The organism is Streptomyces sp. NPDC051051, from assembly GCF_040682975.1.
Lineage (GTDB): Bacteria > Actinomycetota > Actinomycetes > Streptomycetales > Streptomycetaceae > Streptomyces.
This window is the reverse complement of the sequence record NZ_JBFBCB010000022.1, coordinates 56,114-70,716: the sequence shown is the minus strand read 5'-3', so window position 1 is coordinate 70,716 and position 14,603 is coordinate 56,114. Positions and strand designations below refer to the sequence as shown.

The following is a 14,603-nucleotide window of genomic DNA, read 5'->3' as shown; positions in this document are numbered from 1 at the left end:
CGTTCTTTGTCCGGAAATCTACGATGAAGGGTGAGGGGTCGCGGGGTCGAGCGGGTCCCGGCGACGGGCTCCCGGCCCCCATGAGCACCCGCACGAGCGGCATTCTCGGACTGCCGGGTCGTTTCTCACGTTTCCACGGGAGAACCGGGAGGTTACCGATGACCTCCGTTCATACGAATCTACAAGATGCCCGCCCCGACCAGCCAACTCCTTCATGGTTTCCGTGACTGACCCGGGTGGAGTACGGAGCTGTGTACTGGCCCCGATCCGCGTGAACAGCACAAGAACGAGCCGCGACCGCCGCATCCGATCCGGCCCCGACCGAACAACTCACGAGACCAAGACTCACGAGACCAAGAAGAGAGCCGGTCATGGACTTCCTTCGCCCCGCCAGCTGGCAGGAGGCGCTCGCCGCGAAGGCCGAGCACCCCACCGCCGTGCCGATCGCGGGTGGCACCGACGTGATGGTCGAGATCAACTTCGACCACCGGCGGCCCGAGTACCTCCTCGACCTGGGCCGGGTCGGGGACCTGTACGAGTGGGAGGCCGGCGAGGACTCGGTGCGGCTGGGTGCCTCCGTCCCCTACACGAGGATCATGGAGAACCTGCGGTCCGAGCTGCCCGGTCTCGCCCTCGCCTCGCACACCGTGGCCTCCCCGCAGATCCGCAACCGCGGCGGCGTCGGCGGCAACCTCGGCACCGCCTCCCCGGCCGGCGACGCCCACCCCGCCCTCCTCGCGGCCGGCGCCGAGGTCGAGGTCGAGTCGGTGCGCGGCTCCCGCCGCATCCCCATCGACGACTTCTACACCGGGGTGAAGCGCAACGCGCTCGCCGCCGACGAACTGATCCGCGCCGTGCACATCAAGAAGGCCGACGGCCCCCAGCAGTACTCCAAGGTCGGCACCCGCAACGCCATGGTCATCGCCGTGTGCGCCTTCGGACTGGCCCTGCACCCCGAGACCCGCACGGTCCGCACCGGGATCGGCTCGGCCGCGCCCACCCCCGTCCGGGCGAGGACCGCGGAGGAGTTCCTCGAAGCCGCGCTCGACGAGGGCGGCTTCTGGGACAGCGGAAAGATCATCACCCCGTCGGTCGCCAAGCGGTTCGCGGACCTGTGCGCCGCCGCCTGCAACCCGATCGACGACGTCCGCGGCACCGCGAGCTACCGCCGCCACGCAGTCGGCGTCATGGCCCGCCGGACCCTTACCTGGACCTGGGAGTCGTACCGCGGAGCCGACCGCACCACCCGTCGAAAGGGAGGCGCTGCCTGATGCGCGTCAACTTCACCGTCAACGGACGTCCGCAGGAGGCCGACGACGTGTGGGAGGGCGAGTCCCTTCTGTACGTCCTGCGCGAGCGGCTCGGCCTGCCCGGCTCCAAGAACGCCTGCGAGCAGGGCGAGTGCGGCTCCTGCACCGTCCGCCTCGACGGCGTCCCGGTCTGTTCCTGCCTGGTCGCCGCCGGTCAGGTCGAGGGCCGCGAGGTCGTCACCGTGGAAGGCCTTGCGGAGTACGCCAGGGAGCGCTCCTGCGCGACCGGCGCCCGCGGCGGCACCTCGCTCGACGAGGCCGGAACCCGGCAGGCCGGGAGCGCGGACTCGCACACCGGCGAGGGCGGCGAACTCGCCCCGATCCAGCAGGCGTTCATCGACGCCGGCGCCGTCCAGTGCGGGTTCTGCACCCCGGGGCTGCTGGTCGCCGCCGACGAGATGCTGGAGCGCAACCCGAACCCGACCGACGCGGACATCCGCGAGGCGCTCTCGGGCAACCTGTGCCGCTGCACCGGCTACGAGAAGATCATGGACGCGGTCCGCCTGGCGGCCGCCCGGCAGTCGGAGGGGGTCTGACGATGTCCACGGCCTCCCACCGCACCACCTCCTCCCGCGCGGCGTTCTCCCCCAACGGCACGCCCACCGAGATCACCCAGGGTGCGCCGGCCAGGGGCGGCGTCGGCGAGTCCACACTCCGCCCCGACGGCACCCTCAAGGTCACCGGCGAGTTCGCCTACTCGTCCGACATGTGGCACGAGGACATGCTCTGGGGCCAGATCCTGCGCTCCACCGTCGCGCACGCCGAGATCGTCTCCATCGACACCGCCGAGGCCCTCGCCCTGCCGGGCGTCCACGCCGTCATGACGTACGACGACCTGCCGACGCAGGTGCGCAACTACGGCCTGGAGATCCAGGACACCCCCGTCCTCGCCCACGGCAAGGTCCGCCACCACGGCGAGCCGGTCGCGATCGTCGCCGCCGACCACCCGGAGACCGCCCGCCGCGCCGCCGCGAGGATCCGGGTCGAGTACCGCGAACTGCCCGTCATCACCGATGAGGCCTCCGCCACCGCCCCCGACGCCGTCCTCGTCCACGAGGACCGCGACGACCACCACGTCGGCCACGTCCCGCACCCCAACATCCTCCACCGCCAGCCCGTCGTCCGCGGCGACGCGGCCGCGGCGGCCGGGCGGGCCGACGTGATCGTCAGGGGTGAGTACACCTTCGGCATGCAGGACCAGGCCTTCCTCGGCCCCGAGTCCGGCCTCGCCGTCCCCGAGGAGGACGGCGGCGTCCACCTCTACATCGCCACCCAGTGGCTCCACTCCGACCTGCGCCAGATCGCGCCCGTCCTCGGCCTGCCCGAGGACAAGGTCCGGATGACCCTGGCCGGCGTCGGCGGCGCGTTCGGCGGCCGCGAGGACCTGTCCATGCAGATCCACGCCTGCCTGCTGGCCCTGCGTACCGGCAGACCCGTCAAGATCGTCTACAACCGCTTCGAGTCCTTCTTCGGCCACGTCCACCGCCACCCGGCCCGCCTGCACTACGAGCACGGTGCGACCAGGGACGGCAGGCTCACCCACGTGAAGTGCCGCATCGTCCTCGACGGCGGCGCGTACGCCTCCGCCTCCCCGGCCGTCGTCGGCAACGCCGCCTCGCTCGGCATCGGTCCCTACGTCGTCGACGACGTGGACATCGAGGCCGTCGCCCTCTACACCAACAACCCGCCGTGCGGCGCGATGCGCGGCTTCGGCGCGGTCCAGGCCTGCTTCGCCTACGAGGCCCAGATGGACAAGGTGGCGAAGGAACTGGGCCTGGACCCGGTGGAGTTCCGGCAGCTCAACGCCATGGAGCAGGGCGCGATCATGCCCACCGGCCAGATCGTCGACTCCCCGGCCCCGGTCGCCGAACTCCTGCGCCGCGTCAAGGCGATGCCGCTGCCGCCGGAGCGCCAGTGGGAGTCCAGCGAGGGCGCGGACGTACGACAGCTGCCCGGCGGTCTGTCCAACACCACGCACGGCGAGGGAGTCGTCCGCGGCATCGGCTACGCGGTCGGCATCAAGAACGTCGGTTTCTCCGAGGGCTTCGACGACTACTCCACCGCCCGGGTGCGGATGGAGGTGGTCGGCGGGGAGCCGGTGGCCACCGTGCACACCGCGATGGCGGAGGTCGGCCAGGGTGGCGTCACCGTCCACGCGCAGATCGCCCGCACCGAGCTGGGCGTCGCCCAGGTGACCATCCATCCGGCCAACACCGAGGTGGGCAGCGCCGGTTCGACCTCCGCCTCCCGGCAGACGTACGTCACCGGCGGCGCCGTGAAGAACTCCTGCGAACGGGTCCGCGAGAAGGTGCTGGAGATCGGACGCCGCAAGTTCGGCTCCCACCACCCCGCCTGGGCCACCGCCGAACTCATGCTGGAGGACGGCAAGGTCGTCACCGACGGCGGCGAGGTGCTCGCCGACCTGGTGGACGTCCTCGGCGAGGAGGCGGTGGAGGTCGAGGAGGAGTGGCGGCACCGGCCCACCGAGCCCTTCGACCTGCGCACCGGCCAGGGTTTCGGCCATGTGCAGTACTCCTTCGCCGCCCACCGCGCGGTCGTCGAGGTCGACACCGAGCTGGGCATGGTGAAGGTCGTCGAGCTGGCCTGCGCCCAGGACGTCGGCAAGGCCCTCAACCCGCTGTCCGTCCTCGGCCAGATCCAGGGCGGCACCGTCCAGGGCCTGGGGATCGCGGTGATGGAGGAGATCGTCGTCGACCCGAGGACCGCGAAGGTGCGCAACCCCTCCTTCACCGACTACCTGATCCCGACCATCCTCGACACCCCGACCATCCCGGTCGACGTCCTCGAACTCGCCGACGACCACGCCCCCTACGGCCTGCGCGGCGTCGGCGAGGCCCCGACCCTGTCCTCGACCCCGGCGGTGCTCGCGGCGATCCGCGACGCCACCGGGCTGGAGCTGAACCGGACGCCGGTCCGCCCCGAACACCTCACCGGAACGGCCCCCGTCACGGGCTGAACCGGCGAGTCCCCCCGGGGGCGCCTGGTTCGGTCCCCGGGGCCCCGACTGTGCGTCCTGTGACGTCCACCGGCCGGACGGATCAGGACGGGTCCGGGGAGACCGGCGCCTTCCCGGGGGTCTGAGGGTGGTCCTCCCGGGGTACTCCGCCCGCCACCCCGTCGAGAGCCGGCCGGGCGTCTGTCAGCCGCAGCCCGCCACCCTCCATCCGAACGCAGTTGAGGAGACCCAGACATGCTGGACATCGCCGAGGAGCTGAACCGGTGGGTCGAGCAGGGCCGTGACTTCGCCGTCGCCACCGTGGTGGCCGTCGGCGGCAGCGCACCCCGCCGGCCGGGCGCCGCCCTCGCGGTGGACGCCGACGGCGCGGCGATCGGCTCGGTCTCCGGCGGCTGCGTGGAGGGCGCGGTGTACGCGCTGTGCCAACAGGCCCTCGCCGACGGGGAGTCCGTCCTCGAACGCTTCGGCTACAGCGACGACGACGCCTTCGCCGTCGGCCTGACCTGCGGCGGCGTCGTCGACGTCCTCGTCACCCCGGTGCGGGCCGGCGACCCGGTCCGCCCGGTCGTCGCGGCCGGTCTGCGGGCCGCCGCGTCCGGCACGCCGGCGGCGCTGGCCCGCGTCGCGGGCGGACCGGCCGAACTCCTCGGCCGCGCCCTGCTCGTGCGCCCCGACGGCTCCCACGACGGCGGCTTCGGCGCCCATCCCGAACTGGACCGCACGGTGGCCGCCGAGGCCGGCGCCCTGCTCGACACGGGCCGCACCGGCACGCTGGAGGTCGGCGGACAGGGCTCCCGCTGCGGTGCCCCGCTCACCGTGCTCGTCGAGGCCTCGGTGCCGCCGCCGCGGATGATCGTGTTCGGCGCGATCGACTTCGCCTCGGCGCTGGTGCGGATCGGCAGGTTCCTCGGCTACCGCGTCACGGTGTGCGACGCCCGCCCGGTGTTCGCCACCCGTGCCCGCTTCCCCGAGGCCGACGAGGTCGTCGTCGACTGGCCGCACCGGTACCTGGAGCGCACGGAGGTGGACGCGCGGACGGTCCTGTGCGTCCTCACCCACGACGCCAAGTTCGACGTGCCGCTGCTCCGGCTCGCCCTGCGCCTGCCGGTCGCCTACGTCGGCGCCATGGGCTCCCGCCGCACCCACCTCGACCGCAACGAACGGCTGCGCGAGGTCGGCGTCACCGAGCTGGAGCTGGCCCGGCTGCGGTCACCCATCGGGCTCGACCTGGGCGCCCGTACGCCCGAGGAGACCGCGTTGTCGATCGCCGCGGAGATCGTCGCCGACCGGCGCGGGGGCAGCGGGGTCCCGCTGACCGGGGCGCACACCCCGATCCATCACGACGTCCCGTCGCCGCCGGCCGGGCGGATCGGCTCGGTCGCCTGAGCCCGGAGCACCGCCCGCGCCGGGGCCGTCACCGACGCAGGGGCCGACACCGGGGCGGCCGTCCGGCGGACCAGCGGCTGGTCCGGCCAGGCGAACGCGTAGTACGGGTCGCCCGACTCGCTCAGGCGGACGAAGCGCAGCAGCTCGCGCACGATGCCCGCGCCGCCCGCGCCCCAGCCGGTGCGCGGTTCCAGGATGTCCGGGTCGGCCCGGTGCTCGATGTTGGACCAGCGGGCGCCGTCGGCGTCGCGGGTCGCCCGGGTCACGAGGTCGGCGACCAGGACCCGCGCGAACCCGGGCGGGTCGTCCTGCTCCGCGACCCGGTCGCAGGCCAGCGCCAGCACTCCCGCCGTGCCGCAGCAGCGGCCGTTGTTGTCCCAGAAGCCCGGACGCAGCCGGCTCGGCAGTCCGGAGTGCGCGACGGTGTGCCAGCAGCGGTCGGCGAGCTCCTGCCAGGCGGGCTCGGCCAGGGCGTCCCGCAGCAGCCGGAAGACCTGGGCGTCCCCGGCCGGGCCGTGGCACCAGCCGTAGCTGTACCGCTCGATGAGATCGGGCCGGTGCTGCGGGTCGGAGTGCGGGACCAGGAAACCGGTGCCGCCCGTCCCGTCGCGCGCCACGACGTCCGCGGCCCCGGCCCGCGCCAGCTCCACCAGGTCCGTACGGCCGGTCGCCCGGCCGACGGCGGCCAGTGCGTACACGATCCCGAGCGTGCCGTGCGAGATGTGGTGCAGCCGCGCCTCGATGCCGGGCCGGTGGGCCCACCGCACGCCCGCCGGCGTCTCCTCGGCCGTCCGCAGGTACGGTTCCAGCGCCCGTACGGCCAGTTCGGCGTCGCCCGTCGCGAGCGCGCCGAGGCCGATGCCCGCGTTGCCGCCCATCAGCTCGAACAACTCGCCCCAGCGCGTCCCGTCGAACCGCGACCGCACCCGTGCCAGGGCCCGCTCGGCGGCGGCCCCGGCCGCGCTGTCGCCGAGTTCGCGGTGGACGGCGTGCAGGACGAGGGCGATCCCGGTACGGCCGAAGTACAGGGAGTCGTCCTCGCCCGCCTCGGCGGCGACCGCGAGGAAGCGTGCCGCGCGCAGGGCGGCGTCGCCGTAGCCGTCGTCCCCGAAGTGCCGCCGTGCCTCCAGCAGCGTCGGCACGATGCCGGCCGTCCCGGTGTACAGGTCCGCCTCGACCGTCGCGCCGGAAGGGACGGCGGGCCATCCGAGGCCCCCGCCCCCGGTCTCCCGGGCGGCCCCGAGCAGCCATCGCAGCCCGTCCGCCGCCAGCGCCTCGACCTCGTCCACCCGCACGTCGACACCCGTCATGGGGTCACCCTGTCATGGGCTCAGGCGGCTGCCCAGGGGGTCCTCGGGGCGCGTGCGGCGGCACGGAACGGACGTTCCGCGCCCCGCGCGCTCCCGGACGGGGTGTGCGGGGCGCGGGTGGCACCGGTGTCGTGGTGACGAGGCGTCAGCCCCCGCGCAGCAGACGGTTGGCCGCCCGGCCGAAGACCGCGCGGGCGACGGGGCTCACGAGCGGGTCGAGGAAGGGCGGCGCGAGGGGTGAGCGGATCTCCTCGCGCCAGACGACCCGGGTCCGGCCGCCGGGGCCGGGGCGGACCTCGATCTCCGCCCAGCCCCGGACCGTGCGGCCGAGCTTCTCCAGCCGGCACAGGCCCGGTCCGCCGTCGTCCGGCGGGCACCAGACGGTGACCTCCATGCGGTCGTCGAAGGCCAGCGGTCCGATCCCGGACCGGGCCACGAACACGGTGCCCTCCCGGGTCGGCCCGGGGGTGAGCACGGTGACGCGGGTCAGCGGGACCACGTCACCGTGCCGGGTCCACTCGGTGAGCCGCCGCCAGGCCTCGTCGAGGGGGAGCGGTGCCGTGCGTTCGAACTGGAAGGTCGCCACACGGTGATCGTAAGGAGTCCCCCGGGTGCGGTGGCGCGTTCGCCGACGGCTCACACGGTTGGCCCAGTCCGGGCGGGTGCGCGGGCGTGCGGGACGCGCGGCTGCATCCCGACCGGCCCGGTCAGCGGTAGACCTTTCCGGCCTCCGCCCGCCCCGGCGCGAGGAGTTGGGGCACGGTGACGAAGACGTAACCGCGTTCCCTCAGCGCGTCGATGATCCCGGGCACCGCGGGCACCGTCCCGGTGTAGATGTCGTGCAGCAGGATGATGCCGTCCCGCTCGGTCTGGTCGAGGACCCGGCGCCGGATCAGCGCGGAGTCCTCCGTCGTGTAGTCCTTGGCGGTCACGCTCCACAGCACCTCCGCGAGGCCCAGCTCCCGGCAGACCTCGTGCACGGTGTCGTCGGTACGGCCCTGGGGCGGGCGCATCAGGGTGGGCCGGCGGCCGGTGAGGCGCTCTATCTCCCTGTTGGGGCGCTCCAGTTCCTCGCGTATCTCCCGCGGTGTCAGCTCCGTCAGTATCTTGTGGTCCCAGGTGTGACTGGCCACCTCGTGGCCCTCGTCGGCCATGCGCGTGACGAGCTGCGGGTACTTCTCGATGTGCCGCCTGCCGAGGAGGAAGAAGGTCGCCGGGACCTGTTTCTCCTTCAGGATGTCCAGCAGGCGGGCGGAGTTCTCGCTCGGGCCCGCGTCGAAGGTGAGCGCGACGCACTTCGCCGCACGGCAGTCGACGGTGCCGAAGCGGGCCGCCCGATCGGTGGACACGGGCTCGGCGCGCACGGCGCCGGGGGCGGTGGTGTCGAGCCCGGCGCAGCCCGTCAGGGCCAGGGCCAGGCAGGCGGCGACCGCACCGGCCCCGGCCGCACGGAACGGGATCCCCGTTTTCTTCATCTTCTTGGTCGGAGAAGGCATGCCGGGACTATACATAGAGCGTATAGCGGATGACCTGGGATTATTCCCCGGTGCACCCGCCCCGGCCGCCTGCCCCGCGGCGCCTGTCACGAAGCTCTCGCGGCAGACGCCGGGGCCCGGGGAGGCGGCGGAGGGGATGCCTCACTGGGCGTGGAACGTCGCGTCCGCGCGGTCCGTCGCCGTGCTCGGTGCCTGCACGTACAGCAGGTGGTCGTAGTGCCGCAGGTAGCGGCCCGCGTAGTTGTGCGACTCGTACGACACCCCCGCCGCGTCGGACAGGCCCGCACGCCGGTGGAACGTGGCGTCGGCCGCGAACCGCGCGGTGCCGTCGTTCTTCTCCACCCACGCCTCGAAGTTCTTGTGCCGCAGGTAGTAGCCGGGGAAGTTGGCCGACTCCAGCGAGACCGTGCCGCTGCCCGCGAGTCCGGGCACGACCCGGAACTGTGAGTCCGCCAGAGGGCTCACGTCCGCCTCGACGCGGGCGCGGTACTCCCAGTGCCGGACGAAGCGGTCCGGGAGGTTGTCCGAGGAGAAGCGCTGCGGGGTGACCCCGTCGGCGACCGGGATGCCGAAGTCGGGGGTGCCGTCGGCCTTCCAGTAGAGCTTCTGCACGCGGGCGCGGCGGTTGGGGTCGTTCAGCGGGTCGCCGGTGATGTCCTTGTAGCTGCGGTCGTGGTAGACGAGGATGTCGGACCTGCCGTCCTCGGAGACGGTGAAGGAGTTGTGGCCGGGCCCGTACTGCGAGGTCGCCGCGTTGCTCTTGAACACCGGTTGCGAACTCTTCGTCCAGGAGGACGGATCGGTGAGGTCGGCGGTCGCGGAGGCGGTCAGCAGGCCGAGGCAGTAGTTGGCGTCGGTCGCGCTCGCCGAGTAGCTCATGAAGACCCTGCCGCCGTGCTGGATCACGGCCGGCCCCTCGTTGACCTTGTAGCCGACGGTCTCCCAGGCCAGGGTGGGCTGCGAGATCTCCGCCGGAGTCCCGGTGATCGTCCAGGGGTTCGCCATCCTCGCGACGAAGAGGCTGGTGTTGTTCTCCTCGGCCGGGTTGCGCTGCGCCCAGGCGAGGTAGCGCACGCCGTTCACGACGAACGTGGTGGCGTCCAGCGAGAAGCTCTCCCACGTGGTCCTGATCCGGCCTTTCTCGGCCCAGGTCGCGGTGAGCGGGTTGCCGCCGGTGCCCTCCAGGACGTACATGCGGATCGCCCACACGTCGTCCGTGGCGCCGGCCGCGAAGTAGACGTACCACTTGCCGTCGATGAAGTGGATCTCCGGCGCCCAGATGTGGGCGCCCATGACCCCGCTGGTGTGCCGGGTCCAGATGGTGGCCTCGGGGGCCGTCGACAGGCCCTGGACGGTCGTCGCCCGGCGCAGCACGATGCGGTCGTACTCGGGGACCGTGGCGGTGAAGTAGTAGTAGCCGTCCGTGTGCTTGAAGATGTGCGGGTCCGCGCGCTTCTCCGCGAGCGGGTTCGTGTAGGTCACGCCGGGGGAGGCGGGCACGGCGGCCTGGGCGGTGCCGGCGGGACCGGCGAAGCAGGCGGCCGCCAGGGCCACCGTCCCGGCCGTGAGCAGTGCGTGGGTGCGCCGACGGAACATCCGAGGCATACAGGACCGTCCCTTGTCCGTTATTTCGAACACAGTTCGTAACTTCGGCCAGAAGATAGAGCTTGGACATGCACTCGTCAATGGTGTCGATGAAGGTTCACGGAGGGCGGTGTGTCTTTGACGCGGGAAACCGATCGGTTTACGATGCGTGGACGATGAGGGGAAACCGATCGGTTTCCTCTTTGCGAGGCCCAGGAGGAACCCCATGACCGCGATCAAGAACTCCGTCGTCCTCGTCACCGGCGGCAGCCGGGGCGTCGGAAAGGCCTTGGTGGAAGAGGCGTACGCGCGCGGTGCGGGCAAGGTGTACGCCACCGCCCGCGACCCGCGCACGGTGACCCACCCGGACGCCGTGCCGCTCGCCCTGGAGGTCACCGACCCCGACTCGGTGGCGGCCGCGGCCGCCCGGGCCGGCGACGTCACCGTCCTGATCAACAACGCCGGCGTCGCCACCGGCGCCCGCTTCCTCGACTCCCCGCTCGACGCCGTGCGCGACGAGTTCGAGACCAATTTCTACGGCCCCCTGCTGCTCGCCCGCGCCTTCGTGCCGGTCGTCGAACGCAACGGCGGCGGCCACCTCCTCAACGTCCACTCCGTGCTGTCCTGGCTGTCCGACGGCAGCGTCTACGGCGCCACCAAGGCCGCCCTGTGGTCCCAGACCAACGCCCTGCGCCTGGAGCTGCGCCCCCGCGGCATCCAGGTCACCGGCCTGCACATGGGCTACGTCGACACCGACATGACCGTCGGCGTCGACGCGCCCAAGTCCAGCCCGCGCGACATCGCCGTCGCCGCACTCGACGGCGTGGAGTCGGGGGCGCACGAGGTGCTCGCCGACGACATCACGCGCTGGGTCAAGGGGCGGCTCGCCGGGGACGTGGCCGGGATGTACGAACAGCTGGCCCGATGACCCGCGCCAGGGGAAAACCGGTCGGTTTTCCCGGCGGGGGCGGCCGGGTTAGCCTCTCCCCATGAGTCCCGACGCGAAGCCCGCCTCCCGCGACCGGCTCCTCGAGGCCGCCGCCGCCCTCTCCTACGCCGAAGGCGTCGGAGTCGGCGTGGAGGCCCTCTGCAAGGCGGCCGGGGTGTCCAAGCGCTCGATGTACCAGCTCTTCGAGAGCAAGGACGACCTGCTGGCCGCGAGCCTGGAGCGGCGCGCCGCGGCCTACGTCGACCTGCTGTTCCCCGCCGCCGGGGACGGGCGGACGGCGCGCGAACGTATCCTGCACGTCTTCGGGCAGGTGGCGGAGCAGGCGGCTCTGCCCGGCTACCAAGGGTGTCCCTACCTGGCCGTCCAGATCGAACTGAAGGACGCGGACCATCCCGCGAGCAAGGTCGCCCGGCGGGTCAAGGGGGAGCTGACGGCGTTCTTCCGGACCGAGGCCGAACGGGGCGGCGCCGCCGATCCCGCCCTGCTGGCGCGCCAGTTGACGCTCCTCTTCGACGGGGCCAGCGCCCGCGCCGGTGTCCGGGCCGACGACCTCGCCGGGCTGATCCTGCCGACGGCGACCACGCTCCTGGACGCCGGGGGAGTGCGCTGAGCCGAGGACGCGCCCACAACGCGTATCACCGTTCTGGCAGGTGACGAACGGGTCCGTGCCGGGTATCCTCGGTAGGCGAGTGGGTGACCGATCCGCAGTGCACGGCCGAACCTCGGAGGATCAGATGGCGCACGAAGAGAACACCCCGGACGCCGCGGAGGCGGCCCGCCGCGCCCGGTTCGGCGCGCTGCCGCAGCGGATCACCCCGGCCGAGATGGTCGAGGAGAAGCCGGCGAGCGTCGTCGACCCGGCGAGGAACGACTACAACGACGACGAATGGCTCGTCCGCATGGGCGCCTTCTGAGCCGGCGCCCCCCCAGCGCCGCGGCCCCGGCCGATCCGGGTGAGACCTCACCGGCGGCCGTCCACCGCGCTCCCGCCGCCCGGCGGGCGCGGCGGGCGGCCGCCTCCGTGCGCCCCGAGGCGGTTCACCCGTATCCGCGAGTCTTCGGCTGAACGTTCACATCGGGCGATCCTCTCGTTCGGGAAACGGCGGTCACACTTCTCGCGCATCATGGGCGTGCCGAAAGGAACGGGCCGGCAAGGGTGTTCGTCGGCCGTGCCGCCCGCTCCCCGCGACACCAGGAGTCCGCATGACCACACCGCGCATCGACCTCGTCCACCCCGGGGACCTGGCCCCCGCGGACCTCGCGTCGTGGAACGACCTGCGCGTCACGACCGCCACCGTCGCGAACCCCTTCATGAGCGCCGAGTTCACCCAGGCCGTCGGCCGGGTCCGGCCCGACACCCGGGTGGCCGTCCTGCGCCGCGGGGGACGGCCCGTCGGCTACTTCCCGCACCAGCGCGGCCCCTGGGGCTACGGCCGCGCGGTCGGGCTGGGCGTCTCCGACTGCCAGGGCGCCGTGCTCGAACCGGACGTCCACCTGGAGGCGCAGCACCTGATGCGCGCCTGCTCGCTCAACGCCTGGGAGTTCAACCACCTCGAAAGCGGTCAGGACCTGTTCCTGCCCTACGCCACCGGGCAGTTCGCCTCGCCCGTCGTCGACCTCGCCCCCGGCTTCGAGCACTACGAGCGGCATCTGCGCGAGCACGCGCGCGGATTCCTCAAGACGGCCAGGGCACAGGAGCGCCGCATGGCCCGCAACCTGGGCCCGCTGCGCTTCGTCCACGACGAACGCGACCCCGCGGCCCTGCGCGCCCTCATCGCCTGGAAGTCCGCCCACTACCGGCGCACCGGCCGCCGCGACCCGTTCGCCCAGCCGTGGATCACCCGGCTCGTCGGCCTCCTCGCCGGCACCGCCTCACCCCACTGCTCCGGCATCCTCTCGGTGCTCTACGCCGCCGACCGGCCCGTCGCCGCCCATTTCGGCCTGCGCTCGCGCACCGTCTTCTCCTGCTGGTTCCCCTCCTACGACCGCACCCTCGCCACCTACTCGCCCGGCCGCGTCCTCTACCTCCGCATGATCGAGGCCGCCGCCTCCTCCGGCATCCACCTCTTCGACTTCGGCCGGGGCGAGGCGGCCTACAAGAACTCCTTCAAGACGGGCGACCTCCTGGTCCACGAAGGGGCGCTGCGCACGACCGGCCCGGGAGCCGCCCTGCACTGGCTCCGCCGCGAACCCGTACGCGCCGCACACCGCCTGGTGCGCGACCACCCCGCCCTGAAGCGGGCGGCACTGCGCACCCTGAGCGCCGTCGGCGCGGCACGCGGACGCTGACCCCGGACAACGGCCACGGCCACGACGCGGTACGGCGGGCGGTGCGGGACGCGCGGCCCGCGTGGCGGTGCGGCTCCGGCGGTGTTTTGCTGGCGGTCCGGCGGTCCGGCGAGGCGATGGGGAGGCCGGTATGACGGTGGGTCGGCTCGGGCTCGTCGTGCACGGAGGGCGCCCGGAGGCCGCGGAGGCCGCTCGCGTCGTGCGCGCATGGTGCGCGGAGCACGCCGTGACGTGCGCGGACATCGACGTGTGGCGGGACGGCGGGCGGCGCAGCGCCGGGGCGGAGGTCGAGGCCGCCGGGAACCCCGACCTCGTCGTCACCCTCGGCGGCGACGGCACGTTCCTGCGCGGCGCCCGGCTCGCCGCCGAGAACGACGCCCTGGTCCTCGGCGTCGACCTGGGCCGCGTCGGCTTCCTCACCGAGGTGCCCGCCACCGAGGTGCGCACCGCCCTGGACGCCGTACGGGAGGACCGGCTCACCGTGGAGAGCCGGCTGCTGCTGACCCTGCGCGCCTCGCGCCGGCTGGAGGTGCCCGAGGAGATGGAGGCGCTGCTGAAGTACGGGCGCGGGCCGCTCCTGCCGCCGCCGCGGGTGCGCGAGGACTGCGAGACCGACGACGAGTGGGGCATCCCGCTGCGCGTTTTCGCGCTGAACGACATCGTGCTGGAGAAGCTGTCGAGGGACCGCCAGGTCTCCGTCGGCGTCTACGTCGCCGGACGGCTCCTGGCCTCCTACTCCGCCGACGCCCTGCTGGTGGCGACCCCGACCGGCTCGACCGCCTACAGCTTCGCCGCCGGCGGCCCCGTCGTCTCGCCGCGCGCCGAGGTCCTGGTCTTCACCCCGGTCGCCCCGCACATGGCGTTCGACCGGTCGGTGGTGACGGCCCCGGACGAGCCCGTCGGCCTGCGCGTCCTCGAACGGTCGGGCCGGGCCGCCGTCAGCATCGACGGCCAGTTGCGCGGCGTCCTCGACCCGGGCGACTGGATCGGCGTCTACGCGGCGCCGCGCCGGCTGCGGGCGGTCCGGCTCGGACCGACGGACTTCTACGGCCGGCTGCGCGAGCGGATGAACCTCACCGACGCCCCGGCCGCCGTCGCCGACGGCACCGCCGCCCCGCTGTGGTCGATGACCGCACCACCCCCCGGCGACCTCGCCCACCTCACCCTGCCGACGGCTCCGCAGGACCCGCCCCCACCCGCCGGCTGACGCGGACCACCGCCCGCGGGGCGCCGGTCCGGCGCGTGCCCGGGGGCGGGCGGGTCCGCCGCGTCGGGGACCGGCGTGGGGTGCGCGCGGTGGAC

General features: G+C 73.2%; 13 protein-coding genes. 9 read left to right on the top strand and 4 right to left on the bottom strand.

Annotation, left to right across the window (positions count from 1 at the left end; all coding sequences use genetic code 11):
• Positions 1–371 precede the first annotated feature (371 nt).
• The 4 genes from AB0N31_RS18470 (at position 372) to AB0N31_RS18455 (ending at position 5,673) form a co-directional block, all read left to right on the top strand.
• Positions 372–1,271 (top strand): xanthine dehydrogenase family protein subunit M, encoded by a 900-nt coding sequence (locus AB0N31_RS18470; RefSeq protein ID WP_366059432.1) that lies wholly within the window; start codon positions 372–374, stop codon positions 1,269–1,271.
• Positions 1,271–1,846: a (2Fe-2S)-binding protein gene (locus AB0N31_RS18465; protein WP_366059431.1), complete on the top strand. Its 576-nt coding sequence runs from the start codon at positions 1,271–1,273 to the stop codon at positions 1,844–1,846. The genes AB0N31_RS18470 and AB0N31_RS18465 overlap by 1 nt, the downstream gene beginning before the upstream one ends.
• A gap of 2 nt (positions 1,847–1,848) precedes the next feature.
• The gene (locus tag AB0N31_RS18460; protein ID WP_366059430.1) at positions 1,849–4,287 is read left to right on the top strand and encodes a molybdopterin cofactor-binding domain-containing protein; all 2,439 of its coding nucleotides are present in this window, start codon (positions 1,849–1,851) and stop codon (positions 4,285–4,287) included.
• 234 nt (positions 4,288–4,521) lie between these two features.
• Positions 4,522–5,673, top strand: coding sequence for an XdhC/CoxI family protein (locus tag AB0N31_RS18455; protein WP_366059429.1), 1,152 nt, complete (start codon positions 4,522–4,524; stop codon positions 5,671–5,673).
• On the opposite strand, the gene AB0N31_RS18450 is transcribed toward AB0N31_RS18455, so the two are convergent.
• The 4 genes from AB0N31_RS18450 to AB0N31_RS18435 form a co-directional block, all read right to left on the bottom strand.
• Complete coding sequence (locus AB0N31_RS18450; protein WP_366059428.1) at positions 5,625–6,983, bottom strand: lanthionine synthetase LanC family protein; 1,359 nt, start codon at positions 6,981–6,983, stop codon at positions 5,625–5,627. The genes AB0N31_RS18455 and AB0N31_RS18450 overlap by 49 nt on opposite strands.
• A gap of 145 nt (positions 6,984–7,128) precedes the next feature.
• Complete coding sequence (locus tag AB0N31_RS18445; RefSeq protein WP_366059427.1) at positions 7,129–7,569, bottom strand: SRPBCC family protein; 441 nt, start codon at positions 7,567–7,569, stop codon at positions 7,129–7,131.
• Positions 7,570–7,690: 121 nt separating this feature from the next.
• Positions 7,691–8,458, bottom strand: coding sequence for a polysaccharide deacetylase family protein (locus tag AB0N31_RS18440; RefSeq protein WP_366059480.1), 768 nt, complete (start codon positions 8,456–8,458; stop codon positions 7,691–7,693).
• Between the two features lie 162 nt (positions 8,459–8,620).
• Complete coding sequence (locus AB0N31_RS18435; RefSeq protein ID WP_366059426.1) at positions 8,621–10,084, bottom strand: family 43 glycosylhydrolase; 1,464 nt, start codon at positions 10,082–10,084, stop codon at positions 8,621–8,623.
• Positions 10,085–10,289: 205 nt separating this feature from the next.
• On the opposite strand from AB0N31_RS18435, the gene AB0N31_RS18430 reads away from it, so the two are divergent.
• From AB0N31_RS18430 to AB0N31_RS18410, 5 genes are all read left to right on the top strand, one after another.
• A complete protein-coding gene (locus AB0N31_RS18430) occupies positions 10,290–10,991 on the top strand; it encodes an SDR family oxidoreductase (protein ID WP_366059425.1) in 702 nt (233 codons plus the stop codon).
• Positions 10,992–11,052: 61 nt separating this feature from the next.
• Positions 11,053–11,622 (top strand): TetR/AcrR family transcriptional regulator, encoded by a 570-nt coding sequence (locus AB0N31_RS18425; protein WP_366059424.1) that lies wholly within the window; start codon positions 11,053–11,055, stop codon positions 11,620–11,622.
• Positions 11,623–11,746: 124 nt separating this feature from the next.
• Complete coding sequence (locus tag AB0N31_RS18420; protein WP_366059423.1) at positions 11,747–11,926, top strand: hypothetical protein; 180 nt, start codon at positions 11,747–11,749, stop codon at positions 11,924–11,926.
• Positions 11,927–12,215: 289 nt separating this feature from the next.
• Entirely contained in the window at positions 12,216–13,301 is a 1,086-nt protein-coding gene (locus tag AB0N31_RS18415) for a GNAT family N-acetyltransferase (RefSeq protein ID WP_366059422.1), read from the top strand.
• Positions 13,302–13,431: 130 nt separating this feature from the next.
• Entirely contained in the window at positions 13,432–14,508 is a 1,077-nt protein-coding gene (locus tag AB0N31_RS18410) for an NAD(+)/NADH kinase (protein WP_366059421.1), read from the top strand.
• Positions 14,509–14,603: the final 95 nt, after the last annotated feature.

Coding starts and splice junctions, on each gene's coding strand:
- AB0N31_RS18470 (WP_366059432.1), top strand. CDS start 372: ATGGACTTCCTTCGCCCCGCCAGCTGGCAGGAGGCGCTCGCCGCGAAG.
- AB0N31_RS18465 (WP_366059431.1), top strand. CDS start 1,271: ATGCGCGTCAACTTCACCGTCAACGGACGTCCGCAGGAGGCCGACGAC.
- AB0N31_RS18460 (WP_366059430.1), top strand. CDS start 1,849: ATGTCCACGGCCTCCCACCGCACCACCTCCTCCCGCGCGGCGTTCTCC.
- AB0N31_RS18455 (WP_366059429.1), top strand. CDS start 4,522: ATGCTGGACATCGCCGAGGAGCTGAACCGGTGGGTCGAGCAGGGCCGT.
- AB0N31_RS18450 (WP_366059428.1), bottom strand. CDS start 6,983: ATGACGGGTGTCGACGTGCGGGTGGACGAGGTCGAGGCGCTGGCGGCG.
- AB0N31_RS18440 (WP_366059480.1), bottom strand. CDS start 8,458: ATGAAGAAAACGGGGATCCCGTTCCGTGCGGCCGGGGCCGGTGCGGTC.
- AB0N31_RS18435 (WP_366059426.1), bottom strand. CDS start 10,084: ATGCCTCGGATGTTCCGTCGGCGCACCCACGCACTGCTCACGGCCGGG.
- AB0N31_RS18430 (WP_366059425.1), top strand. CDS start 10,290: ATGACCGCGATCAAGAACTCCGTCGTCCTCGTCACCGGCGGCAGCCGG.
- AB0N31_RS18425 (WP_366059424.1), top strand. CDS start 11,053: ATGAGTCCCGACGCGAAGCCCGCCTCCCGCGACCGGCTCCTCGAGGCC.
- AB0N31_RS18420 (WP_366059423.1), top strand. CDS start 11,747: ATGGCGCACGAAGAGAACACCCCGGACGCCGCGGAGGCGGCCCGCCGC.
- AB0N31_RS18415 (WP_366059422.1), top strand. CDS start 12,216: ATGACCACACCGCGCATCGACCTCGTCCACCCCGGGGACCTGGCCCCC.
- AB0N31_RS18410 (WP_366059421.1), top strand. CDS start 13,432: ATGACGGTGGGTCGGCTCGGGCTCGTCGTGCACGGAGGGCGCCCGGAG.